This window comes from Paenibacillus wynnii, from assembly GCF_030812855.1.
Lineage (GTDB): Bacteria > Bacillota > Bacilli > Paenibacillales > Paenibacillaceae > Paenibacillus_AQ > Paenibacillus_AQ wynnii_A.
Genome location: NZ_JAUSTK010000003.1, coordinates 1 through 24149, shown reverse-complemented (window position 1 = coordinate 24149; position 24149 = coordinate 1). Strand labels below are relative to the sequence as shown.

27 protein-coding genes and 3 pseudogenes are annotated in these 24149 nt (G+C 44.3%); 24 read left to right on the top strand and 6 right to left on the bottom strand.

Annotation, left to right across the window (positions count from 1 at the left end):
- Positions 1–47 precede the first annotated feature (47 nt).
- The 5 genes from J2T20_RS04075 (at position 48) to J2T20_RS04055 (ending at position 5611) form a co-directional block, all read left to right on the top strand.
- Positions 48–1757 (top strand): sensor histidine kinase, encoded by a 1710-nt coding sequence (locus J2T20_RS04075; RefSeq protein WP_307585857.1) that lies wholly within the window; start codon positions 48–50, stop codon positions 1755–1757.
- Complete coding sequence (locus tag J2T20_RS04070; RefSeq protein ID WP_307585856.1) at positions 1735–3345, top strand: response regulator; 1611 nt, start codon at positions 1735–1737, stop codon at positions 3343–3345. Before J2T20_RS04075 ends, J2T20_RS04070 begins: the two co-directional genes overlap by 23 nt.
- A 47-nt stretch (positions 3346–3392) precedes the next feature.
- Complete coding sequence (locus J2T20_RS04065) at positions 3393–4406, top strand: glycoside hydrolase family 5 protein (protein ID WP_307585855.1); 1014 nt, start codon at positions 3393–3395, stop codon at positions 4404–4406.
- A gap of 252 nt (positions 4407–4658) precedes the next feature.
- Positions 4659–5072 carry a MerR family transcriptional regulator gene (locus J2T20_RS04060; RefSeq protein WP_307585854.1) on the top strand — a complete coding sequence of 138 codons (414 nt, stop codon included), beginning with the start codon at positions 4659–4661 and terminating at the stop codon, positions 5070–5072.
- Entirely contained in the window at positions 5072–5611 is a 540-nt protein-coding gene (locus J2T20_RS04055; RefSeq protein WP_307585853.1) for a hypothetical protein, read from the top strand. The genes J2T20_RS04060 and J2T20_RS04055 overlap by 1 nt, the downstream gene beginning before the upstream one ends.
- Before the next feature lie 418 nt (positions 5612–6029).
- Here the strand turns inward: J2T20_RS04055 and J2T20_RS04050 are convergent.
- Positions 6030–6323, bottom strand: a pseudogene (locus tag J2T20_RS04050) (helix-turn-helix domain-containing protein); the annotation flags it as partial.
- 102 nt (positions 6324–6425) lie between these two features.
- On the opposite strand from J2T20_RS04050, the gene J2T20_RS04045 reads away from it, so the two are divergent.
- From J2T20_RS04045 to J2T20_RS04020, 6 genes are all read left to right on the top strand, one after another.
- Positions 6426–6695 carry a hypothetical protein gene (locus J2T20_RS04045; protein WP_307585851.1) on the top strand — a complete coding sequence of 90 codons (270 nt, stop codon included), beginning with the start codon at positions 6426–6428 and terminating at the stop codon, positions 6693–6695.
- On the top strand, positions 6667–7062 hold the full coding sequence (locus tag J2T20_RS04040) for an MATE family efflux transporter (RefSeq protein WP_307585848.1): 396 nt from the start codon (positions 6667–6669) through the stop codon (positions 7060–7062). Before J2T20_RS04045 ends, J2T20_RS04040 begins: the two co-directional genes overlap by 29 nt.
- Before the next feature lie 159 nt (positions 7063–7221).
- On the top strand, positions 7222–7572 hold the full coding sequence (locus J2T20_RS04035) for a hypothetical protein (protein WP_307585846.1): 351 nt from the start codon (positions 7222–7224) through the stop codon (positions 7570–7572).
- Between the two features lie 273 nt (positions 7573–7845).
- Positions 7846–8376 (top strand): hypothetical protein, encoded by a 531-nt coding sequence (locus tag J2T20_RS04030; RefSeq protein ID WP_307585844.1) that lies wholly within the window; start codon positions 7846–7848, stop codon positions 8374–8376.
- 10 nt (positions 8377–8386) lie between these two features.
- Positions 8387–9043 carry a hypothetical protein gene (locus J2T20_RS04025; protein ID WP_307585842.1) on the top strand — a complete coding sequence of 219 codons (657 nt, stop codon included), beginning with the start codon at positions 8387–8389 and terminating at the stop codon, positions 9041–9043.
- A 96-nt stretch (positions 9044–9139) separates the two neighbouring features.
- The gene (locus J2T20_RS04020) at positions 9140–10258 is read left to right on the top strand and encodes a hypothetical protein (protein ID WP_307585840.1); all 1119 of its coding nucleotides are present in this window, start codon (positions 9140–9142) and stop codon (positions 10256–10258) included.
- Between the two features lie 27 nt (positions 10259–10285).
- Here J2T20_RS04020 and J2T20_RS25700 read toward each other — a convergent pair.
- The 3 genes and pseudogenes from J2T20_RS25700 to J2T20_RS04010 all read right to left on the bottom strand — a co-directional run.
- Positions 10286–10513: pseudogene (locus J2T20_RS25700) on the bottom strand (hypothetical protein); the annotation flags it as partial.
- 14 nt (positions 10514–10527) lie between these two features.
- Complete coding sequence (locus tag J2T20_RS04015) at positions 10528–11421, bottom strand: metallophosphoesterase family protein (RefSeq protein ID WP_307585839.1); 894 nt, start codon at positions 11419–11421, stop codon at positions 10528–10530.
- 133 nt (positions 11422–11554) lie between these two features.
- Positions 11555–12133, bottom strand: coding sequence for a hypothetical protein (locus J2T20_RS04010; RefSeq protein ID WP_307585837.1), 579 nt, complete (start codon positions 12131–12133; stop codon positions 11555–11557).
- Positions 12134–12217: 84 nt separating this feature from the next.
- Here J2T20_RS04010 and J2T20_RS04005 point away from each other — a divergent pair, with 84 nt between their 5' ends.
- The 4 genes from J2T20_RS04005 (at position 12218) to J2T20_RS03990 (ending at position 14702) form a co-directional block, all read left to right on the top strand.
- Positions 12218–12799, top strand: coding sequence for a TetR/AcrR family transcriptional regulator (locus tag J2T20_RS04005; RefSeq protein WP_307585835.1), 582 nt, complete (start codon positions 12218–12220; stop codon positions 12797–12799).
- 54 nt (positions 12800–12853) lie between these two features.
- Positions 12854–13516: a ribonuclease H gene (rnhA, locus tag J2T20_RS04000; protein WP_307585833.1), complete on the top strand. Its 663-nt coding sequence runs from the start codon at positions 12854–12856 to the stop codon at positions 13514–13516.
- Positions 13517–13589: 73 nt separating this feature from the next.
- Positions 13590–14258 carry a uracil-DNA glycosylase gene (locus J2T20_RS03995; protein ID WP_307585831.1) on the top strand — a complete coding sequence of 223 codons (669 nt, stop codon included), beginning with the start codon at positions 13590–13592 and terminating at the stop codon, positions 14256–14258.
- 39 nt (positions 14259–14297) lie between these two features.
- Positions 14298–14702, top strand: coding sequence for a hypothetical protein (locus J2T20_RS03990; protein ID WP_307585829.1), 405 nt, complete (start codon positions 14298–14300; stop codon positions 14700–14702).
- Between the two features lie 69 nt (positions 14703–14771).
- On the opposite strand, the gene J2T20_RS03985 is transcribed toward J2T20_RS03990, so the two are convergent.
- Positions 14772–15869, bottom strand: a complete 1098-nt coding sequence (locus J2T20_RS03985; RefSeq protein ID WP_307585827.1) for an AI-2E family transporter — start codon at positions 15867–15869, stop codon at positions 14772–14774.
- 255 nt (positions 15870–16124) lie between these two features.
- Here J2T20_RS03985 and J2T20_RS03980 point away from each other — a divergent pair, with 255 nt between their 5' ends.
- The gene (locus J2T20_RS03980; RefSeq protein WP_307585825.1) at positions 16125–16388 is read left to right on the top strand and encodes a hypothetical protein; all 264 of its coding nucleotides are present in this window, start codon (positions 16125–16127) and stop codon (positions 16386–16388) included.
- 13 nt (positions 16389–16401) lie between these two features.
- Here J2T20_RS03980 and J2T20_RS03975 read toward each other — a convergent pair whose 3' ends face one another.
- On the bottom strand, positions 16402–16611 hold the full coding sequence (locus tag J2T20_RS03975; RefSeq protein WP_307585823.1) for a hypothetical protein: 210 nt from the start codon (positions 16609–16611) through the stop codon (positions 16402–16404).
- 153 nt (positions 16612–16764) lie between these two features.
- On the opposite strand from J2T20_RS03975, the gene J2T20_RS03970 reads away from it, so the two are divergent.
- The 8 genes and pseudogenes from J2T20_RS03970 to J2T20_RS03935 all read left to right on the top strand — a co-directional run.
- On the top strand, positions 16765–17907 hold the full coding sequence (locus J2T20_RS03970; RefSeq protein ID WP_307585821.1) for a copper amine oxidase N-terminal domain-containing protein: 1143 nt from the start codon (positions 16765–16767) through the stop codon (positions 17905–17907).
- A gap of 233 nt (positions 17908–18140) precedes the next feature.
- Entirely contained in the window at positions 18141–18905 is a 765-nt protein-coding gene (locus tag J2T20_RS03965; protein ID WP_307585819.1) for a DeoR/GlpR family DNA-binding transcription regulator, read from the top strand.
- Positions 18906–18921: 16 nt separating this feature from the next.
- Positions 18922–19860: a 1-phosphofructokinase gene (gene pfkB, locus J2T20_RS03960; RefSeq protein WP_307585817.1), complete on the top strand. Its 939-nt coding sequence runs from the start codon at positions 18922–18924 to the stop codon at positions 19858–19860.
- A gap of 45 nt (positions 19861–19905) precedes the next feature.
- Entirely contained in the window at positions 19906–21270 is a 1365-nt protein-coding gene (locus J2T20_RS03955; RefSeq protein WP_307585816.1) for a PTS fructose transporter subunit IIC, read from the top strand.
- Positions 21271–21286: 16 nt separating this feature from the next.
- Positions 21287–21739, top strand: coding sequence for a PTS sugar transporter subunit IIA (locus tag J2T20_RS03950; protein ID WP_307585814.1), 453 nt, complete (start codon positions 21287–21289; stop codon positions 21737–21739).
- 154 nt (positions 21740–21893) lie between these two features.
- Complete coding sequence (locus J2T20_RS03945; RefSeq protein WP_307585812.1) at positions 21894–22394, top strand: Crp/Fnr family transcriptional regulator; 501 nt, start codon at positions 21894–21896, stop codon at positions 22392–22394.
- 309 nt (positions 22395–22703) lie between these two features.
- Positions 22704–23378, top strand: coding sequence for a YitT family protein (locus J2T20_RS03940; RefSeq protein ID WP_307585810.1), 675 nt, complete (start codon positions 22704–22706; stop codon positions 23376–23378).
- A 486-nt stretch (positions 23379–23864) separates the two neighbouring features.
- Positions 23865–24149 (top strand): annotated as a pseudogene (locus J2T20_RS03935) (group II intron reverse transcriptase/maturase); the annotation flags it as partial.

Genomic DNA, 24149 nt, shown 5'->3' with positions numbered 1-24149 from the left:
AAAAGCGAGGTTCAACTGCTTATAAAAAATGTACCGGAGGACTCCATGTGACATCACGACTATCTATTTTTCAATGGTTATTGTTTGTCCTGATGCTGATGCTCTTGATTATCGTGATGGCCTTTTGGATTATTTACATGCTTAACGTAAAAGACATCCAGAGTGAGCTGAGAAGGAACAAGATGAACGAGGTCAAGTTCATAACCTCTCAGTTATCCACACAATTCGAACAGGTGCTCACGAATACCATTACCCTTTCCCAGGATCAATCGGTACGCGGATATCCATATATCCTGAAATTCGGTGATCAGTACTCCAAATATGAGATGAAATTAACCATTATTGATAAATTGGCCCTGAACACGGCCTCCACTTCATGGAACAACACAGTCATTCTGTATTATCCGGATGAGAAAGAAACAGTTTCATCAGATCCATCCTACTCGTTCAGTTCCTTTGCGCCTCCGGCTCAAACGTATAATCGGTGGATTCTGAATATGGCGGAGGATGGTACCGGTTATTACTCTACTGTGATGCGAAGCCATCTAAGTCCGCTGTTGATTGAAGTCAGAATTTCCCTGGATAATCTGAGAAAAATGATGGAGCAGTACGTTTCCGGAACACCGATCCTGTACGATTCACAGAAAAAGGTATTTGTCCAAAAAGGAGAAGAGTTCAGCGAAAAGCTGTACCCAACCGTGATTCCCAGAATCAGCGGGGACAGCGGCACATTTTCCGTAAAAGAGAACGGAACTGAGTATCTAATCAACTACATGAAGTCGGACATGCTGGACTTGTATTTTATCGACGCCTATCCCAAACGCCAGTACATTGAGCCTATCAACCGTAATAATAGGCTGTTTCTATATGTTGTGTTAATCGTTTTGTTCGGGGTGCTGCTCTATACGCTGCTGTTGCGCAGACAGGTGCAGAAGCCCGTCATAACACTCAAGAAGGCGATCGACCGTTTTGACCGTGGAGATTATTCCAGCCGTGCAGTTGATCTTCAAGTCAATGAATTCCGTATGCTCGGCAATTCCTTCAACCGGATGGCGGAGAATACCCAAAGGCTGATCGAGCAGGTTCTGTTGGGTGATATTGAGGTGAAGGAAGCAAAGCTGAAACAGTATCAGGCACAGATTAATCCGCATTTTCTCTACAATTGCCTGAATTATATCCAGAGCAAGGCCAGTATTGAGGACTACCAGGCGGTCACTGCCATGACCCTTCATTTGGCCTCGTATTGCCGTTACATTCATAAGATTGAACAGATCGATTCTACCCTTCAGGATGAGTTGGACTTTGTTGAGCACTACTTGTTCATGGTTCATCTCCGGAAAAGAGAGATTGCTTTTGATATCGATATCCCTGAACATCTAGGAAAATACCGTCTGCCGAGGATGATTCTGCAGCCCTTGGTAGAGAACGGTATTCTGCATGGAATTGAGCCGAGTCTGATGCCAGGAGTCATTACCATTACGGCTGAAGAAGACAAAACCTATCTCCTAATTACGGTAAAAGACAACGGAGTTGGGATGGAAGCGGACAGGCTGTCCGCTGTCCGCAGGCATATGGATGACTATATAATTAAGAATCAGACGCTGGGGACCGGGCTTCGGAATGTTAATCAGCGGTTGCGGCTATATTTTGGCAAACGCTCCGGGCTCTTGCTGGAATCAAGTCCGTCCGAAGGTACCTGTTACCGGATTCAGATTGAAAAGGTGGAGGAGAATCATGCTACACATTCTGCTGGTTGATGATGAGCAATATGTCGTCGATGATCTGGAACTTGCCTTTCCGTGGCATGAGTTCGGCGCCCAAAAAGTATATAAAGCGTATTCCGGTTATCAGGCTATGCAAATGGTCATGCAATATCCGATCGATATTCTGATTACTGACATAGCGATGCCAGGCATGAGTGGGCTTGAATTAGTAAAGCAAGTGAGGCAGGACAAACGGAGAATTAAGTGCATCCTACTTACCGGCTATGCGGAGTTCGAATATGCCCAGGAGGCTCTGCAGCAAGGCGTGGTTGAATATCTGGTCAAGCCTCTCGACCATAGCAAGCTTCGGGTGGCTTTGGAGGACACTGTAAAGATTATTCGGGCGGAGATTGATAGAACGGCTTCATATGAGAAAGCTCTGCTTGCCTTCCGTGAGCATCTGCCTGCTCTTAAGGACAAGCTTCTGGTTGAGCTTATTCAGGGGAAAAAGTATTCCCTTGACAGGCTGAGGGAAAAGCTGTCAGGGTATCAGTTGAACTTTCAGGAACAGGATGAAATCTACCTGATCCTGATTCGTCTGGAGGAGCATTTCACCAGCTTTGGTCTGGAAAGCCAGCTTCTTTTTGAATATGCCGTAACGAATATTGCCTGCGAGCTGCTGGGGGGTGGCTTTGAGGTATGGCATTGCCGCGACCCTTATGAGAACCTAGTTTTTCTAGTGAAATGCAAAGAAGAAACGCTGCAGGCGGATACGGACAGAATTCTGAAGCAGCTGACCCATAATACCCATCAGTTGCACCACAACGTTAATGATTATCTGCGTGGCGGAATATCCGTCATTCTTTCTTACGCGGGAGAATTTGTGCAGGACATACGCTCCATGTATGAGGATTCCCTCGCGGCATTAAGGCAGCAGATCGGCAATGACAAGGGCTATTTCATATCCTTGACAGATAAGCGGAAAAGTTCGCCTGTTCAGCCGCTTAAGGACTTATATGCGCCCCCTACGCTGATGCATCTGCTCGAGACGGGGCAATGGGAAGGTTACAAAGAACGGCTGCAGCAGATGAAGGAACTTACTTACCAATTACCCAAATACACTGAAGAGTATATTGAAGAAATCCGAAGTCTGGTGCTGGGCTCTTTTCATCACATTGCCCATATGAATCATAGGCTTTTATCTGATCTGGTAGGACGGGAGCTACTGAATAAAACTACCTTTCGTTCCTTGTCTCAACTGATTGTATGGGGCGAGACGCTTGTCGACACCCTGCAGGCAAGACTCGAGAAGGAGACACAAACTAATCAACAAAGCATTGTGAAGGACATGCAGAGCTTTATTGCGACAAATCTGGCGGACGCAAACCTGCAATCCGTTGCGGATTGTGTGTCTCTTCATCCTGTCTATGTGTCCAGGCTGTTCAAGCAGATCAGCGGAATAAGCATCAGCGAATATATCCTTAACATGAAGATGGAGCAGGCGGTCACCTGGTTGCGCAGCTCCGATATGAAAATTTATGAAATCTCCGACCAGCTCGGCTATGCCAATTCCCAATATTTCATTAGAGTTTTTAAAGATAAATTTGGAATGACGCCCCAAGAGTTTCGGGGGAAATTGTGAAGTAGACAATAAAAAATGAAGGTGGAAAACTGAAAGGATGGAATTATATGAAGGTATGGCCTGGTTATTCAAGAGGGGTAAATCTGGGGGGCTGGTTGTCACAATGTTCGTATCAGCAAGCACACTATGACAGCTTCATTATACAAAAGGATATTGAAACGATTGCCTCGTGGGGGCTGGACCATGTCCGGCTACCTGTTGACTATGAAGTCATCGAGAAAACGGAGAACGATGAGGCATTCGCCGGCTTTAAGCATATTGACAACTGTATCGGCTGGTGTGCCGACAGTGGGTTGAATCTCATTATTGATTTGCATAAGGCTCCTGGTTATTCATTTGACAGCCTGGTATCCAATTCACTGTTTGACGATCCGGCGCTCCAGCTTCGTTACATCGATCTATGGAAGGCTCTTTCTGTCCGCTACGCACAATATAAGGATACTGTTGCCTTTGAATTATTAAATGAAATTGTGGAGAAGGACAGTAGCCGCTGGAATGCTCTGGCGCATAGAACCATTGCCGAGATTCGTCAGCATGCGCCGGAGAGCAAAATTGTTATCGGAGGCATCCAATGGAACAGCGTACATACCCTTGAATTACTTGATCAGCCTTATGATGACAATATCGTATATAACTTTCATTTCTATGAGCCGTTCTTGTTCACCCATCAAAAGGCGGGCTGGGTGGAGCAAATGCCGGACAGCAACATGGAATATCCAGGTGAGCTTTCCGTGTACCGCAGCACCTCCGAAGCCATCGGAGCCTTCGGATCAGGACTGGATGCGGAAGGCATCGACAAGATGGGGCCGGAGTATATCTCAAGCATGATCCAGTCTGCCATCGATGTTGCGGCCGAACGAAATGTTTATTTGTACTGCGGAGAATACGGAGTGATTGAGCATGCGCCGCCGCAGAGTGTAGTGAACTGGTACAGGGATATCCACACCATTTTTGAACATTACAAAATAGGAAGAGCCGCATGGAGTTATAAATCCATGGATTTTGGAATAAACGACCTGTATGACAGCAGCATTAAACCGGAGATTATTTCCTATCTATAATACCAGATAGTTATATAAGTTCAGAAGGACACCTTAATCGTCAACCGTTGACCGATGTCCGGGCTATACCGCCCGGACTATTGGGCTTAGGGTAAGAAAAAACGCTAAGCCGGACATATCCGATGGTATGGTTTTTAACCTAATTGGTAAATGGGTCCCTTCAAATTGACACCTGACTATAGTTACAGTAAACTGTAATCAATACACTTAACTGTATAGTAATATACGGTGGAATGTAATTGGAGGTGTGTAATGAGTAGTTATACAGCCAAACAGATAGCAGAAATTCTCGAACAAGACGACCCACGTATGAATTTGCGGACGGTAAGGTATTACACGCAAATAGGCATGGTCCCTCCCCTTGAATTATTTGGTAATAAAAGGGTGTATACGGATAAGCATATTCACTATTTTCGAGCTATTATTACGTTGTCAAGAACTGGGGAGACGTTAGCATCCATTCAGGAAACTTTAAAAAAACTTTCACCAGAGGATATTGAAAAAATCAGTAAGCAAATGGAGTTGTATGAGTCCAGCCGAATAATTGAAAATGAAACGCTGAAAATAACAGATGACGTTATCTTAACGATAAGCCCCCGGATTTCTGCGGAGTTAAAACAAAAAGTTATTGATTCGGTATCCCAGGTATTAAGGGGTGAAAATTAATGATACTTGAAATGAAATTAGCCAAATTGATGATGGAGAACGAAAACGGAATGAATCATTTGTGGATTCAAATCGTACGAGATGAAGCGGCTGTTCCCCAAAAATCGAAAATGCACTTACAGCTTCCGAGTGGGATTTCCCGTTCCTATAATCTCAACGGTTATACCGAGGATGAACGTCAACAAATATTCCTAGACGCCAAAGACGAAGAGGTTATGATTGAAATCTTCACACAAGATGCTGTTCCATGTAGAGAAGTATCCATTGGTGTGACCTTGATATCCGGCGAGACCTCACTTAGCAAGGAAATCTTAGTTCAGTTGGTAAGTGAAGATGAAATGGATCATGTTGTGATTGACGAACGGGTGGTTGAACGTATTAAAGAATTAGGAATTTCCAGTACGATATCCACAGGTAAAGATGGAGACTTCGTTTATATTAAACCAAGATATTGGGTAACAAGGATGAATGAGTATTCTTACTTAGAAAAGGAATATCGTGTTGAGGGTAACGGAGTTTATGGAGAATGTAAAAGTTAAATTGTTGAATGAATGAAGACTTAATGATATGAGGCTGCAGGAAGAGACCTTGATTGGCTAAATGCCCTATAGGTCTCTTTTTGTTGATTTGTTATTTACTTAGAACATTGACAATTAGAATCCTAACTAATATGGATGAGGAGAAAATAATATGACTAAGCAAGTTTTAGCTAAAAAGCACAGCCGATGCAAAATTGAATGAGTTAGGTCTCAATTCTCAGCAAGGCCGGATGATCGGTTATATACAGGAGAATCAAGATAAAGGGGTTATTCAGAAGGATCTAGCAGAGGAATTTAATCGTAAAGGTCCAGCATTACCGGTATGGTCCAAGGTCTTGAGAAAAAAGGGTATATCGAGCGTGTAACCCCAGAGAATGATGAGCGGCAAAAAAATATCTCAGTGACGGAAAAGAGCGGCGCTATCTGCCACGTGTCGAACGGCGGATTGCAAGGCGATGCTATCCACCGTTTTGAGCCAATCAAACTGCCCTTTGAGAGCAGGAAGTTGCGTGGCACAGGTGTTGTAGGATAAGCCTTTGCCTGTTGTCGCATAGGTATTGTTCCATAGTCCCAAGAAATGATTGAACACAAAACGGCAACAGCCAAACATCTGATGGATGAGTTGCTGTTGTTCCTTTGTCGGATAGATTCGGTACTTATAGGCTTTATGGACACGTTTTTGTGTACCAAAATCTTGATCCGATGCCAGCATGCCACACATCCCCTTTCAAAAGGGTTATAGGGATATATTAGCACATATGTTCGGTTTCTTAAACCGCCGATTCATCCCCAACCTATAGAGGTAGGGGTGTTCTTGGCTTTTATTGATAAAATAGGTCTTTCTGAGTTGTTTCAAGCCAGTTTTTTAATTGTTACGACACTTCTGCTTAACAACTATGCCATTCAGTATGGAGATAGTGTGGTGGCTGCGTTTGGTGTGACCCTAAGAATTGTTCAGGTTCCGGAATTTTTAGCTATGGGTTTATTCTTGGGTTTGATACCACTGTTTGCGTTTAATTTTGCTAGTAAAAATACGGCAAGAAACTATTTCCATTGTGTTTGTAAGTTTGGTCTATGTATTTAGAGAAACTATCATACGTTTATTCTCTGATGATCCTTCTGTGTGGAGTGTAGGAACAACTGTTATTGGAGCTATGCTGATCTCTGCTTTGTTCAACGGATTTACGGGTTTATTTATTAGTATTATTCAAGCTACTGGACAAGGAACTCCGACTGCCATTATGTCTATAACACAAGGCGTACTGTATATACCTGTGATTATCACATTGCATTTTTTCTTTGGGTTAGATGGTGTGATCTGGTCAATGACGGTAACCGAAGTTACAACAAGCTTAATGGGAGTAATATTATTTATTATTTTTAATAAAAAGTTAAAAGAGGGAAATCAAGAAGATACTCTAGAGGGATCTATTGCGTCTACGTCCGTGTAGGAATGTAAAATGAGGGTTCAAAGATTGCTGTAACAGCGCTCCCTTTCAAGGCTTATGTAACCACAAGCTCTGGAAGGGTGTTTTTATTTTCGAGGAAACGAGCTCCTGTGGCGAAATGAAGAATAAAAGTACCTTTGAATTCGTGTCTCCTGTGGCGGAATGAAGAGTAAAAGTACAATTGAATTCGAGGAAACGAGCTCCTCTGGGGAAATGAAGAGTATAAGTACAATTGAATTCGAGGAAACGTGCTCCTGTGGCGAAATGAAGAGTAAAAGTACAATTGAATTCGAGGAAGTGTGCTCCTGTGGCGAAATGAAGAGTAAAAGTGCAATTGAATTGGAGGAAACGTGCTCCTGTGGGGAAATGAAGAGTATAAATACAATTGAATTCGAGGAAAAGTGCTCCTATGGCGAAATGAAGAGTAAAAGTACAATTGAATTCGAAGAAACGTGCTCCAACGGCGAAGTGAAGAGTAAAAGTGCAATTGAATTCGAGGAAGTGTGCTCCTAAGGTCGGGATAATGTAAACACCATGGAAATTTGCTATTCCAGACGGGGATGCACTAGATGACACTAACCCAATTATCATTGAAATTGTTGTAATGTAATCTTCTATATTATTGAGATCCCGACGCTTTAATTACTATCAAGAAATTAAGTTAGTATTATACCTTTGTACTCGGAGGAGTACATAGAAGGTTAGTGAAGTGGTAGGATATTGGAGAGAGCAGGGCGAAGGTGTATCCTGAGATAAGTAGATTAGAGTGTTGAATGAGGTGAAATCATGGATGAACAAGCCCAACGAGCCAAGGAATTATTCACTTTATATTATGGAAGCTTACTCCATATGCATCGTGAAGGAAAATCCGAAGAATATAGGTCTTACAACATTTCGAAAGAAATTGAAATCGAGTGGTTTCAAGAAATGATACAAAAGCATTCCAAGGATTTATCGATTCGGAACTGGGACGCTGTGGCCTCCTTAAGTTCAATCGCCAAGAATTATCAGGATAGCAGTATGGTTGAGAAGGTGGCCTCCTTTGCGGCACGGAACATAATGAGTGCAGACAGCATTGTTAAATTGATGTTCGCAGAAGGTATGGTAGAGATCATCCGTTCTAATAAAGAGGTAATATCGAAGGATCTTTTATTTAAAGCCTGCAAGGTTACTGTGGAAATATTGGAGGGAATTATCTCTCTGCCGTTAGTGATTGACCCGGGGCATGAATTAGAGCAATTTCAAATCAAAGACAAGCGTTCACTGAATAGCAGAGCTAAACAAGATGTACAAGCAGTAATGAATATTCTGAATTGAGGTGGCAAGCATGAGATTACTCGTAGCTCAACCTAATCACGAAGCAGGTTTGGAACAATTGAGGGAAGAACTCATGAAGCATGAAGATTGTGATGCCCTCTTATACCCTGAAGGATATGTTTTAGGTGATAGCGGTGTACTTAATCTCTGTAAGTTGGCTAAACAGTATAAGAAGCTGATCATCACAAGTTATAGAGATCGGAATAACAAGGATCGGGCCCTGATCATTAATTCTTGTGGAGATATTATATTAGAGCGAGCCAAGTCCCCTATGAACGAGAGCTTGTACAGCCCGTCCGCTGCAGTGGTGGACAATGTTACAATAGGTTATTTATTGTGTGTGGAGATTCTGCAAGGTTTTGCTGGATTAAAAGGGATGGAAGGCCCCGGAGGGAAAATTGACATCATTATGCATCCGATTGGTGTAGGGATGTTCAGCGATGAGCAGTTCGAAGAGTGGATTGAAGAAGCCACGAAGATTGCTCGAAAATATAATGCGATGATTATAGGCACGAGCCATGCAGATGGTTCCTATAGAAATTGTGGCGTCTCCATCCCGATATCCTATTGTATTGATCCTAACGGGGAGCCTGTTTACATATCTAAGAACGATATAAGGAGTCGTATCATACATCTTGAAACCCGGCAGTTCGATATACTCGGCTAATAAAATAAATATGACATACGGCTGTCCAGTTCGCTATGATACGATTTCCAAAGTGGACTAGAAAGTACTCAGTTAGCATATAGGGAGGACAAGAGAGTGGCGGAACCTTTAAAGGCTATGTATAATGAGGATTTTTTGCGTCGCTTCGGTGAGCGTGTACATGCTGCTCATGGGGCGTTTGATACGGAGGATTTCATTGCGACTACAATGACACCTCCATGGGATGAACTGGAGCTCAAAACGCGGATGAGGAGGATTACCGAATCATTGGGGACTCATCTGAAACTTCCGTATGCAGAGGCGCTGGGGGTTCTATTCGCTATTGAAGAGGATTGCGTCGGCTTTCCGTACCTCTTTTTCCCTGATTTTGTAGAGGTATTCGGCCAAGCGGAGGAAGATTGGGGTCTGTCCATGAAGGCGCTGGAGAGATTCACCTCGAAGTCTTCTGCTGAATTTGCTGTCAGGCCGTTTCTACTACGGGAGCCGGTAAAAATGATGCGCCAGATGGAAATTTGGTCGAAACATCCGGGTGAGCATGTTCGGCGGCTTGCGAGTGAAGGCTGCCGACCGCGTCTGCCCTGGGGACAGGCACTTCCAATGTTCAAGCATGATCCGGCGCCGGTGCTTCCTGTACTGGAGCAGCTAAAGGCGGACACATCACTATATGTTCGTAAAAGTGTAGCTAATAATTTGAACGATATTGCAAAGGATCACCCGGAAGTGGTGCTTGAAATAGCCCGCCGCTGGAAAGGCGTAAATCCGAATACAGACTGGATTGTTCGGCACGGCTGCCGTACCTTAATACGAAAGGCCGATCCCGATATAATGTCCCTATTTGGTTATGCTGCTTCTGAGGAATCATCCCCTCTTACGGTTGGGGCCGCCATACTTGTGGATCCCCGGGTAGTGCAAATTGGCGGGAGCTGCACACTGAAATATGAGTTAAGTATAAGGGAGGGTGAACCCGCGCGGGTCCGTATCGAATATGGGATTGACTTCGTGAAGGCCAACGGGCGAACATCCCGTAAATTGTTTTTATTATCCGATAAAACCGTACCCGGGGGTACAAACCTCAAGGGTACGCGGACTCATCGCTGGTCCGACCTGACAACACGTCGCCATTATGCCGGGGAACATAAGATAGGGCTGCTGGTGAATGGTCAAGAGGTGGCTTTTGACATCATAAGTCTGTACCCCCAAGCATTAAATCAATAAATTACTAAGGTTAATTGGAATGACCGCTCAAGGAAGCGTTACATGCAAATGGTGGTTATCTTTGTTACGTTGGTGAGCCAATTGGAGGACATAGCTTTTCTGTGAACCAGGGGGAGCGGTAAGCCAGAGCTGGTAACCCTCAGAAGAGCTTATATCATCCAAGTCTTCAACACGGTTTCCGGCAAAAAAGTTCTTGTGAAGACGTTGAATAACATCCGCCATAGCCCAAATTTGGTGCTCCGTATATTTGGTGTAGCTGTGGTTTTGGGTTAAACGCCGATAGCTCCCATTGAATGATAATTGTCCGAAAGATGATTCGCATTAGAGTAGGTCATTATACCAAATTGATGAGGGAATACCGATAATGCGCTATTTGCTACATCATAGATTTCTTCGGTGCCTTGCTTATAAGAACTGATATCCTGAATATGGATATGTCCGCTGAAGACCGAAGCAATTCCATTTCTTAATAAAACCTCGCGAACCTCCTGTGTATTCTGAATCGTGAAACCATCATGCATAAGCTCGCTATGATCAAGCAGGCTGTGATGCATTATGCCCACGATGGTAGCGCCTTTTTGCTTGGCCAGCTCACCGCATTTATCTATCCATTTCAAAGTAGAGGAAGACAACCTCCCTTCAAGCTGAGGATGTCTAAGCTCTTTATTGTTACGGTACATGTTCGTATCCAACATCAGCAGCCACAGCTTGGCTGAGGGAGCCGCTAAATAGCTTAAGGAGTGACGATCCTTAGATAGCGCTTCATCATAGCCATAGGGACCATAAATTTTACGGAATGTTTTGGGATTAATGGACTCTGTCTTGTATTGATGTTGCCCTTTGAAGCTCTTAGCCCAAGGGTTCAACAGATCGTGATTACCTGGAATAACATAGACTTGGGTTCCGGTGCTGCTTTCCATCGCTTTTAGGTGACCAGCCATATCCAGATGGCTTTGCTTCTCTCCGTTATTCGTCAAATCTCCGCTGATCAGTGTAATATCCGGCTTCTGTATTTGTACATCGTAAGCGAAGGCTTTCATCAACTCCTCACTGTAACGAAGCTGCTTGCCATCCCCCAGAGCAAGGTCTCTTTGGAATGCCGCACCCCCATCTGTCAGACTTTTAGATAAATAATGGATATCCGTGGTAAGGAATATTGTCAAATCACTTCCTGCTTGAATACGGTATACCGGAGTTTGCTCAATTGCCGTGCCTCATTTCTATGTATGATTAAATTCAAAAAAAGGTGTTCCTTTTGTCTCATCGACTTCAGAACACCTTTTACATACTCTGATATTATTTTTGAACTTCGGTAACCCCGGTTACACTTCCTTGATCAGACGGATCATACGTTGCTTGGTATTCATCTTTGGCGAAATAGACGTTGCCCTGAACTTTTGCATTTACGACCTGAAAGCCGTTGGCTTCGACATATACATCACCAACAAATGTTCCTCCTTGAATCCGAGCGTTTTCACTTCTGATGGTTATCTTAGGGGCTGTAAGTGTAAAGGAATTGGTTATATTTTTATCCGCATCCTGTGTGTAAAGGGCAATCTTACGTGCTGGTTTATCCTTATTGGTGAATTCGCCCTCTAAAATGAGGTCCTCAGTGAAGGTCATGTCCCTTAACGTCGCAATAATCCAGGTTCCCTCTTTACTAATCGCCTTTTTGAAGTTCGCTTCATTGTCCACTACGGAAGCTGAGGTTACGGCATCAGTAGGTTGGTCTGCATTGCCATTGGTATTCCCGGTGGTGGTGCCAGCGGCATTATTTGCCCCATTTTGATTTCCGGCTGCTCCATTGTCATTGTTCCCGCAACCTACTATTAGTACCAATAACAATACGGCCGCTAAGCTTGCGATTTTTTTCATGAACTTACCTCCCAAAGTTTTGGCTAATAATCTTTACCAATCGTTCTACAAATGCTAAAATTGAAGGTCAGAGGGGGAGTGACTGTGGCTCGCAATAAAGAGTTTGATGTTGATACTGTACTGAGTAAAGCCATGACTGTTTTTTGGCGTCAGGGATATGAACTCACTTCCATGCAGGATCTTGTTACTCACATGGGAATTCATAAAAGAAGCATGTATGATACATTTGGAGACAAGCATAATTTATTCATGAAGGTGCTGGACCGTTATGCGGAGATTGTGGAATCCAAAATGGATCAGCGTATTCAGAGTCTGCCCTCAGCCATAGAAGCCATCAGACTGCTCTTTGATATGGCCCTCCATAAAGAGGAAAGCGAACCTTTAGGTTGTTTGATTGTGAATACGGCAACGGAGCTATCCCTGCATGATCCTGAGGCTGCAGAAAAGGTTAATGACAGTTTTAGTCGTACAGAGAAGATCCTGTTAGAAATCGTGAAGCATGGCCAAGACAAAGGAGAAATCTCCAAGAACCTTGATCCATCAGCTCTTTCCGAATATTTGAATAATGCGTTAGTAGGATTTCGTGTGCTGGTCAAAGTCACCCGCGACTCTTCCAAGCTGCAAAGAATTATGGATACCACGCTCAGTATTCTGGAGAGAAGATAGATGTAGTATGTATGGATCACCAAATAATTATCCACACAATAAGGAGTTACAACCATGGCAAAGCAAAAATTTTATGTGGTATGGGCAGGTAAACAGCCAGGTGTATATAGCACATGGGCTGAATGTCAGGCACAAACAGATCATTACACAGGTGCCAAATATAAATCTTATGAATCCAAAGCCGCAGCCGATGAAGCTTACAAAGCGGGTTGGAAAGGCAATTGGGGAACAGGGGCTGCGGCATCTGGTATAGCCAAAGATAAGAAGAGCAGTTCGTTCAAGCGGAGCGCTGGCGTTGAGACATCTGAGGAGATTGATTATTTCAGTGTGTCCGTAGATGTGGGAACAAGGGGTAATCCGGGTCCTGTGGAATATAAAGGTGTCGATACGGGAACTGGTGAGGTTATTTTCTCCTGTGGACCGATTAACAAGGGCACCAATAATCTGGGGGAATTTCTTGCCATAGTCCATGCTTTAGCTCTTCTGAAGAAAGAGGGCAGCAACAAGACTGTATATAGTGATTCGGTAAATGCGATCAAATGGGTCAAACAAAAGAAGGTGGCAACCACCCTTCCGCGTGATGCCTCCACTGAGGAAATCTGGGTACTGATTGATCGGGCAGTTAAATGGCTTCAGACCAACACCTATGATAACAAGCTGCTGAAGTGGCAGACCAAGGAATGGGGAGAAATCAAAGCCGATTATGGCCGGAAGTAGTTCCCAAGCTTATAATAGGTTTAATAATAGATAAAGAGCGAACACTACTAAGTCAGCAGGGGGAGTACCCGCTATGTTCGGCAACGATTGGGACAAGGTATTACACGATGAAATCAAAAAACCGTATTTTAAGAACCTGCAGGTTGCCTTGGATAGTGAATATAAGGAGCAGATAGTCTATCCTCCGCATGAGTTTCTCTTCTCTGCCTTCAAGGTGACATCGTATCAGGAGACCCGGGTTGTTATTTTGGGCCAGGATCCCTATCACGGACCTGGACAAGCTCATGGCCTTAGCTTCTCGGTGATGCCAGGTGTTCGGATTCCGCCATCCTTGCGTAATATATACACGGAGCTGAAAGATGACCTTGACGTATCCATTCCTAATCACGGCTCACTGCTTCACTGGGCACAGCAAGGTGTGCTACTGCTGAATGCAGTGCTTACCGTCCGTCAAGGACAACCATATTCTCATAAAGGTCTTGGATGGGAGACCTTTACGGATGCTGTTATAGATAAGTTGAATGAGCGGAACGTTCCGATCGTATTTATTTTGTGGGGAAGTCATGCGCAGAAAAAAGGTTCATTCCTTAATAAAAACCGCCATCATATTATTCAATCCACCCATCCAAGCCCATTGTCTGCGTATCGTGGTTTCCTGGGGAGCCGTCCGTTCTCAGAGACTAACCGGTATCTGGAGGCACAGGGTTTGAAAGGCATTGATTGGGCTATAGAGAGTACATAGGAATTAGGAATTCTCTGATAAACGGAAGAAGGTGAAGCAATGAAACATTGGGTGGGCAGACCTGTAATTATGTATTGTGGCGAACCGCCGTACAGAATTATGAAGGGGGTACTGCGTAAATGGGATGCAGCGCTCGGACAGGTAGTGATTGGCCATCAGGAGATTGCGGTACCTTTTCGTGACATTGCTTGGATCAAAGCCTTAGCGCCTAAAGAAAGAGCTTTGCCGCCCGTCCTTCATTCTGTTGGATACGTTATGAGAGAACGGCAGCAGTTTGATAATGCCATATATTTTAAATCAGCAGTAACCGTTTGGAAAGATGAGGTACTGATCGCCTTAAATACAACTATTGTGTCACATACTAAAGGTTCAGTAACCTTGGAAGATGGACAGTGTTTGATGAAAGGGACTTATTTATTTGTTGTTCGTTCTTTGCGGGGTTGAGTAAAGAAACAGACAGTTAACACACAAAAGGACGGCTGACTCTCCACATTCGGAGGGGGCCGTCCTTTTTTATAGCTCTTTTTGAACCCCGGATGCGTCTTCGACCCTTTCAGCGACTATAATTTCATAGATTCGGAGGAAAATAATTTTGGCAATCATATATACCGGCAGTGCAATTAATACGCCGATGATACCGTAAAAGTCACCGCCTACTATTACGAGCAGTACAATAGTAAGCGGATGAACGTCCAACGATTTCCCGTAAATGATAGGAGATAACATATTATCCTGAATTTGCTGAGCCACCACTACAATCACCATTGCCCAAATAGCCATTGTCGGAGATTCGATAAAAGCCACGATCAACACAGGGATTGCAGCTAATAAAGATCCTACATAAGGGATGAAGTTAAGCGGTACAGAAATCACAGCCAGAAGCAGCGAATAGGGCAGTCCTATAATAAGAAATCCGATATATAAAATAACTCCAAGGATGACGTTAAGCAAAACCCGTGTAACGATGAAGCTGCTAAGAGCCGAATCAATATCCTTAAGAGTTTCTTGTCCTTCTTTACGATATTTTTTAGGAATCAGACTCTGTACGATTGGAGACAGCTTATACCCGTCCTTGAGCATATAATAAAGAATGATAGGCAGTGTAGCTATAACCACAACGATACTGGAGACCACTCCGATCAGATTGGACATGGAATCGGTTACCCAAGTAATGGTATTGTTCAAGTATCCTGAAAGTCGTGAAGCCAAGTCAGACTCACCGGGAAAAAAGCGTGAAAATAAGGGACTCTTCTGTAATTTTTTGAACTGATCTTGAAGTCCCTGAACCAGTTTAGGAGTGTTATCTATAAAGTTCTGAATTTGCTCCCTCAGTGTCGGCCATACCAGCACCCAAAACAGGACAAACAGGCCGATCATCACCAGATAAAGAAGCAAAATAGAGAGGGCGCGGTTCAACTTCCTTTTTTCCAGAAAACTCACTAACGGACGCAATAGATAATACATGAAGCCGGACAGCATCATCGGGACAAGAAGAAGCTTGATTATGGCAGTCAGAGGCGTGAATATAAACATCACTTTGGAGCCCAAATAGAGAATCAATAGAAAGGTAATAATCGCAAAGCTTGTCCGAAAATATTTATGTTGAAGCATCAGCAACACCTCCTAGTATGAAAAAAATTTTACGGTAATTATGTATTGTCTTAACTCTATCTTTATAACCTAATTAGGTCTTGTTGATTCATATTGGAGTCTCATAGCTTGAGTTTCGGTAATATTTGGACATGCAACAGATGCGTCGCTTGCGATTTAAAATTAGTCATAATACCGGTATTGGCAAGCCTGATGTAGGGATTGGCAACAATGGAGTGTTCGGGACTGCCAGAGGAATTGGCACGATGACTGGGGTTGCTCCCTGAGACCGCTGTCGCTGCGGGACCCGCCGCACATAAGATGGCAGGAGCAGAACAGGATGAGTCTAATATACAGGGGGAGGGACTAGCGGTCAGCCTTATGGGACTGGGTATTCCCAAAGAGGATGCCGTAGGCTACGTCAAGCATGCTGCCCTCGAGCATATAATCTTGATTGTCGCCTTCAATAATAAAGAGAAGAGCCAGCAGGTCAACTCATTGTTTAATAAGCATCATGCTATTCCATTGCAGGTTTTTTGATGGAAGCTTGAATTCAATATCTCTTCCTTTTTTTCGAGCGGATATAGACAAGTGGAATTGCACCGGGGGCCTCTCCGGTTTCTTTGGTGATTTCCTTCGCCTTAATAAGTGACAAAAAAGCAAAAAAGTCGCCTAAAGCAGTCAGACCGGCGGCAATGATGGCATAATCCTCGGCGCTAAGTTCTTCCTGTTTTTCCTCATTGCCATTATTCTTGTTGGCCATCCCTCTTTCACCCGCTTTTCCGAAAATTATCTAATATTAAAATATGTAAGAACCGACAATCGTGAATAGGCACTTGGGACAGAATTTAGGGCAGCAACTTTCTCTGTATATTATCGTCTAATGAATATTGGATAAATGAGGGGGATAAGGGTAATGAAGGGATTTCGGAATTCTGCAAAGAGTCTTGCTGTGTTGCTTGCAGCTATATTCTTATTTGGCGGAACGGCGGAAGCTGCTGGGCAGACGATTTGGATCAATTATATGTACACCTCTATGAGTAATCACGCAATTGTCTTAAACGGAACCACTTGGGTCCCGCTAAAAAAACTGGCATCAGATATGAGCTATAATCTCACATGGGACTCCACAACACGGTCAATTACATTAATTCGTCCTGGACAACAAGCTGGGTTTCAAATAGGTTCAAAGACCGGTGTAGTTAACGGAAAGTCGGTTAGTCTCAGTAACAACATACGAATCATCAAGAATACAGCGCATGTACCACTGGTATCGATGGTAAGGGCGTTAGGAGCTACACCTTTGCTTGAAAAGGAAAGCGGCAATCTACAAATTGTAGACAAGCTAAGATTTGTATCTCTATCCACAGCAGGGCGAACCTATTGGGTCTCACAGGAAAGTGGGGAACTCTACCGAATGCTGCCGACGTCTGCCAAGCCTGAACTGCTCATAAAGTTTCCGATTAAGCCCCGGACATCGGGATCTCTGAGTATTAGGCAGGTATCGAAGGACACGGATTTAGTTCTATTAAATTCGCGATACATTTCAATGTTCAATGAGTTTGACAACAGCTATCAGGCCCTCGTAACAAGAGATACAGTGGTAAAGCAGATGGAGTATCATTATGTCGGCCAATATTTTAAGGATCAATACGGTTCTAAAATTTCTTCTAAGCAAATCTATATGACGGATGGGTTGAACGTGCAATACATTAATCAAGACGGTACCCTCGGCAAGCTTTACGAATTAGAGAAGAGTACTGAGAGCAAAGGACCGTTCCTTGTAGAATATGCTACCCCTAAGATATTGTTAGTGCGTTCAACTTCAACTACCGCCCTTGTCGCCATGAACTTAGTTAAAGGTACAAGCGAGAATCTAACGCAGACGCTTATTCCCCTAGAGAATCGTAAAGAATGGGAGAGAGCCGACCCTAATGACCCCTATGTACTATCTCGCATGCTGCGTTTACAAGCGGATGATGGAAAGGAATTAACCTTTACTTTTACCACTTTAATCACAGATAAGGCGAATAAAGTAAGGTATAAATATGAGGAATAATACAAATTATAACAATGTTGAAGATATCTATTTGCGGTAAAGCGAATAGGTATTTTTTTTATGAAAAAAGCGCTTTACAGACTATGAAAACGCTGTTAAACTCATAAGTGAGCACAAATGATCAATAACGGTCATCATATTGAATCTAAATGATCAAGTAAATGATCATGTGAGCTATAGATAAAGAGGCAGAATATTGTCGGCTGCAAAAAAATTTTAAGGAGTGAGTCACGATGCTGTTTGAAGAAGAAAGAAAAAGAAGTATCGTGCAGTTTGTAGAAAAGCATTCTAGAGGATCAGTGCAGGAGCTTAGTCAAGAGATGGGTGTATCGGAGTCTACTGTACGCCGGGATCTGAAGGAGCTGGAGGAAGCTAGATTATTGAAGCGAACCCATGGCGGCGCAGTATCTTTGCAGAGTGTTAACTTTGAAGCAGCTATTTCGGATAAGGAAGACCGATTTCTGGATGAGAAGCTGCGAATTGCCCGCAAGGCTGTGGAAATGATCAAAGCTGGCGACGCCATTCTGCTGGATGGAGGTACTACAACACTGCAAATTGCTAGAGAATTGAAGTCATTCTCGGATATTAAAGTGATTACAAACTCCATCATGGTGCTGAACGAGCTGAAGGATTGCCGCAATCTCGAAGTATCCATTACGGGAGGTATGCTTCGTCAGGATACAATGGCTTTCGTAGGACCGATGACGGAACGTTCACTGGAAATGGTGAGAGTGGATAAAGCGTTTCTAGGAACTAACGGCATGGATTTACGGGAAGGTATTACCACGCCGAATATGCTAGAGGCGGCTACGAAGCGCAAAATGATCAGTGTCGCGAAGCAGGTTGTGCTTGTTGCAGATCACAGCAAGATCGGTCAAGTATCCTTCTGTAAGGTGGCTGATTTAGCGGAGATGGATCATTGTATTTTCGATTCGGAAACTTCGGAAGATTTTGTGCGGAAGATTACAGAAATGGGCGTAAATGTAACGCTGGTTTGAAGTGGAGGAGGTTACCATGAGTAAATTAGTCATCACAGTCACCCTGAATCCAGCTTTGGACAAAACGGTAACCATTGAGGGTTTGGAAGTTGGCGGGTTAAACCGTGTGGATGACATTCGAATCGATGCTGGCGGCAAGGGCATAAATGTAGCCAAAGTATTGAAAGGGTTTAACGAGAATGTGACAGCGGTTGGTTTTATGGGTGGTCACAATGGGAAGTTGATTCTTGAGGGTCTGGAACGTGAAGGGATAACTCATTCCTTTACAGAAACTGCAGCAGAGACAAGAATGAATCTGAAAGTTGTGGATAGTATAGTTCAGGTAACAACGGAGATTAATGAACGTGGAGGTGTTGTCTCCCCTCAAGAAAGAACTCTATTTCAAAAGACTTTAGAGAATCATTTGGATAAGGCTTCTATTCTGGTATTGGGTGGGAGTGTCCCGCCAGGAATAGAGCATGCCGAGTACGCTTTGCTGATCAAGGCTGCCAAGAGTAAGGGAGTTAAGACCATTCTGGATGCGGACGGAGATGCACTAAAATATGGTCTGCTGGCCTGTCCGGATGTTATAAAGCCGAATATCCATGAATTAGAACAGTTGCTGGGTGTCACCCTTGAAAGCGATGATGAGATTGTTGAAGCGGCCCGTAAACTGACGGCCCAAGGCATCGAATGGGTCATTGTCTCGATGGGCGGCGAAGGCAGTCTGGCAGTCAGCAAGGATGAAGCCGTACGCGCACGTCCATTCCGCATTAAACCGGAGAGCACAGTAGGTGCAGGTGATTCTATGGTTGCAGCTATTGCATCAAGTCTGCTGCATGGACGGGGAATGGAAGAAACATTGCGCTGGGCGACAGCGGCAGGAAGTGTGACCGCATCGAAACCGGGAACTCAAGTATGCCGTTCCGAAGAAGTTGAGGAACGCCTGAATGATGTGGGAATTACAAGAATTTAAGGTTAATACAACGAAGTAACACTAAGCATAATGGGGGAATAAACAATGAAAAAGCTATTGGCTGTAACAGCTTGCCCTACCGGGATTGCCCATACGTATATGGCGGCAGAATCTTTGCAAAAAGCAGCTGGAGAGAAAAATGTTCCAATTAAAGTAGAAACGCGCGGCGCAGTTGGGGTGGAAAATGAATTATCTGCAGCTGAAATTGCTGAGGCCCACGCTATTATCATTGCCGCTGATACCGATGTAGATGAAGCCCGCTTCGCAGGCAAGCCTATTGTTAAGGTAGCTGTTGCTCAGGGTATTAAGATCCCGGGTCAATTAATTGAGCAAGCTCTTGCTCTGCAAGCATCGGCTGGAACTGCCGCACCTCAAGCTCAGGTTGCTGAAGGCAGTGATGGTAAGCGCAAACAACCTGTATTCTACAAGCATTTGATGACAGGTGTATCTCACATGCTACCTTTGGTAGTAGCGGGTGGATTGCTTATCGCGCTATCATTCTTTAAACTCAACCCTGATGAGGGTACCTTCCTAGCCAATCTTCTTAAAATCGGTGGGGCGGCAATGGGTCTAATGGTACCGATTCTGGCGGCATTTATCGCATTCTCCATCGGCGGTAAGCCAGCACTTGCTCCAGGTCTTGTCGGTGGTATGTTGTCCACTCAACTAGGAGCGGGTTTCCTTGGCGGTATTCTAGCCGGTTTCCTGGCAGGTTATGTTGCTAAATGGCTCATTCAGAATATTAAGTTACCGCGTTCGATGGAAGGGCTTAAGCCGTTACTGATTGTTCCATTCCTCTCTGTACTTGTTGTTGGACTCTTAATGGTATATGTTATTGGCACACCGATCAAATCTCTTATGGATGCGTTGACTGTTTGGTTGGAAGGTATCGGTTCGGGTAATAAAATTATGCTTGGTGCTATTCTGGGTGGAATGATGGCGCTTGATATGGGTGGACCTTTTAACAAGATCGCTTACACCTTCGCTGTTGGTCTTCTAGGAAGTGGAGTATATGGACCTATGGCCGCGGTTATGGCTGCGGGTATGACTCCACCACTGGGTATTTGGTTGGCAACTGTCCTGGCTCCTAAGAAATTCACCCAAGAAGAACGTGAAGCAGGAAAAGTTGCTTCCATTCTAGGTTTATCCTTTATTACTGAAGGTGCAATTCCGTTTGGGGCAGCGGATCCGTTCCGTATCATTCCTGCTTTTATGATCGGCTCAGGTTTAACAGGGGCATTGTCGATGGTGTTTGACGTAACGTTGCGCGCACCACACGGTGGTATTTTCGTTCTCCTAGTTCCAAATGCGATTAGTCCTGTATTCATGTACCTGATTGCGATTGCAATTGGAACAGTTGTAACTGCGCTGCTCGTAAACCTCTTCAAGAAAAAAACAACACAACTGTGATTGGAGCTGAATGGAATTGAATATTCATGAACTACTAACAGAAGATACAGTATTCCTGCCTTTAGAAGTGGGCACTAAGGAAGAAGTTATAGCAAGAATGACAGAAGGTCTTAAGCTATCCGGTTCTGTAACAGACGGCGTGCAATATGTAAGTGATGTACTCGCTCGTGAAGCTACGGGTTCTACAGGTATTGGCTTTGGAGTAGCCATTCCTCATGGTAAATCGGCAGGCGTAGTCAAGCCGGGTTTGGCTGTAGCCCGTATGGCTGGACCTACAGATTGGGATTCCTTGGATGAAACCCCAGTATCAATTGTATTCCTGATCGCCGTACCGAAGGAAAATGTCGGTAACGAGCATCTACAGATACTGGTTGCTCTGTCCCGTAAGCTGATCCATGATGATTTCCGCCAGTCCTTGCTAGATGCAGGAAGCAAGCAAGAGATCATTGATATCCTCAAAAACATGTAAGTAATCATAAGTGCTTAGCTGCCGTATTTCTAGACCTGTGAGGTCTTGAGATCCGGCAGCTTTTTGCATAAATAACAGATAAACTCCCTTTTGCGGGTTTATTTTTGTATAATTCTTAATATAAATAATACACATGGGTAAAGGAGTAGGCGAGATGATACTGCACAAGGGAGAGTTCTTGTTCCGTCAAGGCGACAGTTGCCAGTTCTTATATCAGGTCAAGAGCGGCCTGTTCAAGGTAACAAGACTCCATGAGAACGGGAATATGGTTCTGTTTAATATTCTATATCCCGGCGAGACGGTTCCCCATCATTCACTCATTTCCCCGAAGGAAGCTCATGGAACAGCTATAGCGCTAATGAGAAGCGAGGTGGAGATTATTCCGGCTGCGGAATGGTATCGGCAGCTGCGAGAGGAACCGGGTAAAGCATTGGAGATTGCGATGCTGCTTCAGGAGAAGGTGCGGTTCATGCAGACTCGACTCGACCACCTGACAGTGGGAACACCGGGTGAACGGCTGGGGCTGCTGACCCGCTGGCTTAATGAGTATACACATGGGGCCATGCTGACTGATCTCCTAACACAGGAAGAGATTGGACAATTAATCGGTGTCCGGCGTGAAACAGTCAACCGTTTGCTCCGGAATACGGATTAATACGATCTTTTCTGAGGATAGGTGTTTTGAGAAGGCTGTCTCCGTGGTATAATCTAATCAGAACATATCAAATTACAGAAAGGATCAGGATACCATGTGTCCCCGAAGGACGATTCCCCAAAGGACGATTTGGAAACGTTATGATCTATCTTATACTTAGCTTCCCTGTAGAAGGTGCGAACCGTTAATTGACGAAACCGCCTCTACGAGGGAAGGAGTATTGTATGCGAAGGAGCAACGCCTCTGGTTCACCCCGTCGTAGAGGTTGGTGGGACGTCTAGCCGCCATATACGATAAGGGGAGACCTGTATGAGGAAACACAACAACGGAGTAATAAATTTACTGCTCCGAATGTCAGTCATTTTGTCCGGAACATTGCTGCTTGCATTTACTTATTATCACATTAATTATCAAAACCATTTGACCGAGGGCGGATTCGTTGGTTTGTCCCTGCTCGGCAAATATGTATTAGGGATTTCACCTTCACTTTCGATCCTGATCTTAGACATTCCAGTACTCCTAATTGCTTGGTTCTCCAAAGGAAAAACGTTTGTATGCAACACATTTGTTTCAGTAGGGGCCTTTACAATCTTCTACGGACTGATGGAACGGTATTCCGGAATGGTCATTCATTTGCAAAACAATTTGCCGGTTGCGGCACTATTGTCTGGCGTACTTACAGGTCTAGGAGCAGGAATGGTACTCCGCGGAGGCGGAGCGAGCGGCGGAGACGATATATTGTCACTGCTGATCAGTGAATGGAAGGGAATCAAGGTAGGAACCGTATTTATTCTGATGGATGTAATCGTTCTGGCATTATCGCTTTTTTATATGCCTCTGAAAGAAACATTGTATACCGGAATGGCAGTCGTTATTGCTGGCTATGTCATTACGTTTACAACCTCTCTAGGCAGACCAAAACTGCAGAAGATGCCGAAGATTAAGCCCGTGCTGGGCAAGCCGCAGGATAGTACAGTAATGTGAAGTGATATCAACAATCAGTTAATTACCCTTAACCAGGGATGTTCTACATTAAGGTCAGCCGGAATTTGGCTGGCCTTTTTTTGGTGCGCCACGCATGGCGACTAACTAGGTGGTGAAAGTCCACTGTGGGGGTCTGTAGTTACCAACCACTAGCCAAGAGCAAGGGTGTCCATCGTGAGATGGAATCTGAAGGAAGCTGGAGGCAAAATTCCGACCCGAGGAACACGAACATCATCAGGCACAATACATGGGATGAGCTTGCTAAACAAAGCGAAGTCCAATAACTACACGGACATGTCAGTGTAAATGATGCGGGTACATGGAAGGAAAGTGAGTCGTCTTACCGTGGGAGGTCTCATGGACGTGAGGAGATGGATTTCGAAACACGGTTGAAACAAGATTTACCATGAGAAGTCAGCAGACGCCATAGTACCTAATGTTGTCGACGACATAAGGGAAGGGCCGAACTTAAGGAGGTGGTAGTCAATGAATGTTACCAAAGCAGGAGCGAAGTACAGCCAACTTCCAATGGAAGGCTCTGCGCGGAAGAATAGTGCGGAACACGAAGAATATGCAGGAGCGTACATTCCGGCAAGGATAACTGAAAACAACACCACCAACGCAAACGAGTTGAAGGAGGGAATGCTTGAGAAAATTGTAAGCAGAGATAACCTCAATGAAGCATTCAAGAGGGTCAGAGCAAACAAAGGATCTCACGGAGTCGATGGAATGAAGGTAGATGAACTTCTACCGTATCTCAAAGAGAACGGA

What these genes read in the sequence shown, in the direction of transcription:
- rnhA (WP_307585833.1), top strand. Translation starts at nt 12,854, where the DNA reads ATGGCAAAGCAAAAATTTTATGTGGTATGGGCAGGTAAACAGCCAGGT.
- pfkB (WP_307585817.1), top strand. Translation starts at nt 18,922, where the DNA reads ATGAGTAAATTAGTCATCACAGTCACCCTGAATCCAGCTTTGGACAAA.
- J2T20_RS03940 (WP_307585810.1), top strand. Translation starts at nt 22,704, where the DNA reads ATGAGGAAACACAACAACGGAGTAATAAATTTACTGCTCCGAATGTCA.
- J2T20_RS04055 (WP_307585853.1), top strand. Translation starts at nt 5,072, where the DNA reads ATGATACTTGAAATGAAATTAGCCAAATTGATGATGGAGAACGAAAAC.
- J2T20_RS03990 (WP_307585829.1), top strand. Translation starts at nt 14,298, where the DNA reads ATGAAACATTGGGTGGGCAGACCTGTAATTATGTATTGTGGCGAACCG.
- J2T20_RS04065 (WP_307585855.1), top strand. Translation starts at nt 3,393, where the DNA reads ATGAAGGTATGGCCTGGTTATTCAAGAGGGGTAAATCTGGGGGGCTGG.
- J2T20_RS03955 (WP_307585816.1), top strand. Translation starts at nt 19,906, where the DNA reads ATGAAAAAGCTATTGGCTGTAACAGCTTGCCCTACCGGGATTGCCCAT.
- J2T20_RS03965 (WP_307585819.1), top strand. Translation starts at nt 18,141, where the DNA reads ATGCTGTTTGAAGAAGAAAGAAAAAGAAGTATCGTGCAGTTTGTAGAA.
- J2T20_RS03975 (WP_307585823.1), bottom strand. Translation starts at nt 16,611, where the DNA reads ATGGCCAACAAGAATAATGGCAATGAGGAAAAACAGGAAGAACTTAGC.
- J2T20_RS04030 (WP_307585844.1), top strand. Translation starts at nt 7,846, where the DNA reads ATGGATGAACAAGCCCAACGAGCCAAGGAATTATTCACTTTATATTAT.
- J2T20_RS03945 (WP_307585812.1), top strand. Translation starts at nt 21,894, where the DNA reads ATGATACTGCACAAGGGAGAGTTCTTGTTCCGTCAAGGCGACAGTTGC.
- J2T20_RS03970 (WP_307585821.1), top strand. Translation starts at nt 16,765, where the DNA reads ATGAAGGGATTTCGGAATTCTGCAAAGAGTCTTGCTGTGTTGCTTGCA.
- J2T20_RS04010 (WP_307585837.1), bottom strand. Translation starts at nt 12,133, where the DNA reads ATGAAAAAAATCGCAAGCTTAGCGGCCGTATTGTTATTGGTACTAATA.
- J2T20_RS03995 (WP_307585831.1), top strand. Translation starts at nt 13,590, where the DNA reads ATGTTCGGCAACGATTGGGACAAGGTATTACACGATGAAATCAAAAAA.
- J2T20_RS04025 (WP_307585842.1), top strand. Translation starts at nt 8,387, where the DNA reads ATGAGATTACTCGTAGCTCAACCTAATCACGAAGCAGGTTTGGAACAA.
- J2T20_RS04070 (WP_307585856.1), top strand. Translation starts at nt 1,735, where the DNA reads ATGCTACACATTCTGCTGGTTGATGATGAGCAATATGTCGTCGATGAT.
- J2T20_RS04060 (WP_307585854.1), top strand. Translation starts at nt 4,659, where the DNA reads ATGAGTAGTTATACAGCCAAACAGATAGCAGAAATTCTCGAACAAGAC.
- J2T20_RS03985 (WP_307585827.1), bottom strand. Translation starts at nt 15,869, where the DNA reads ATGCTTCAACATAAATATTTTCGGACAAGCTTTGCGATTATTACCTTT.
- J2T20_RS04035 (WP_307585846.1), top strand. Translation starts at nt 7,222, where the DNA reads ATGAAGAGTAAAAGTACAATTGAATTCGAGGAAACGAGCTCCTCTGGG.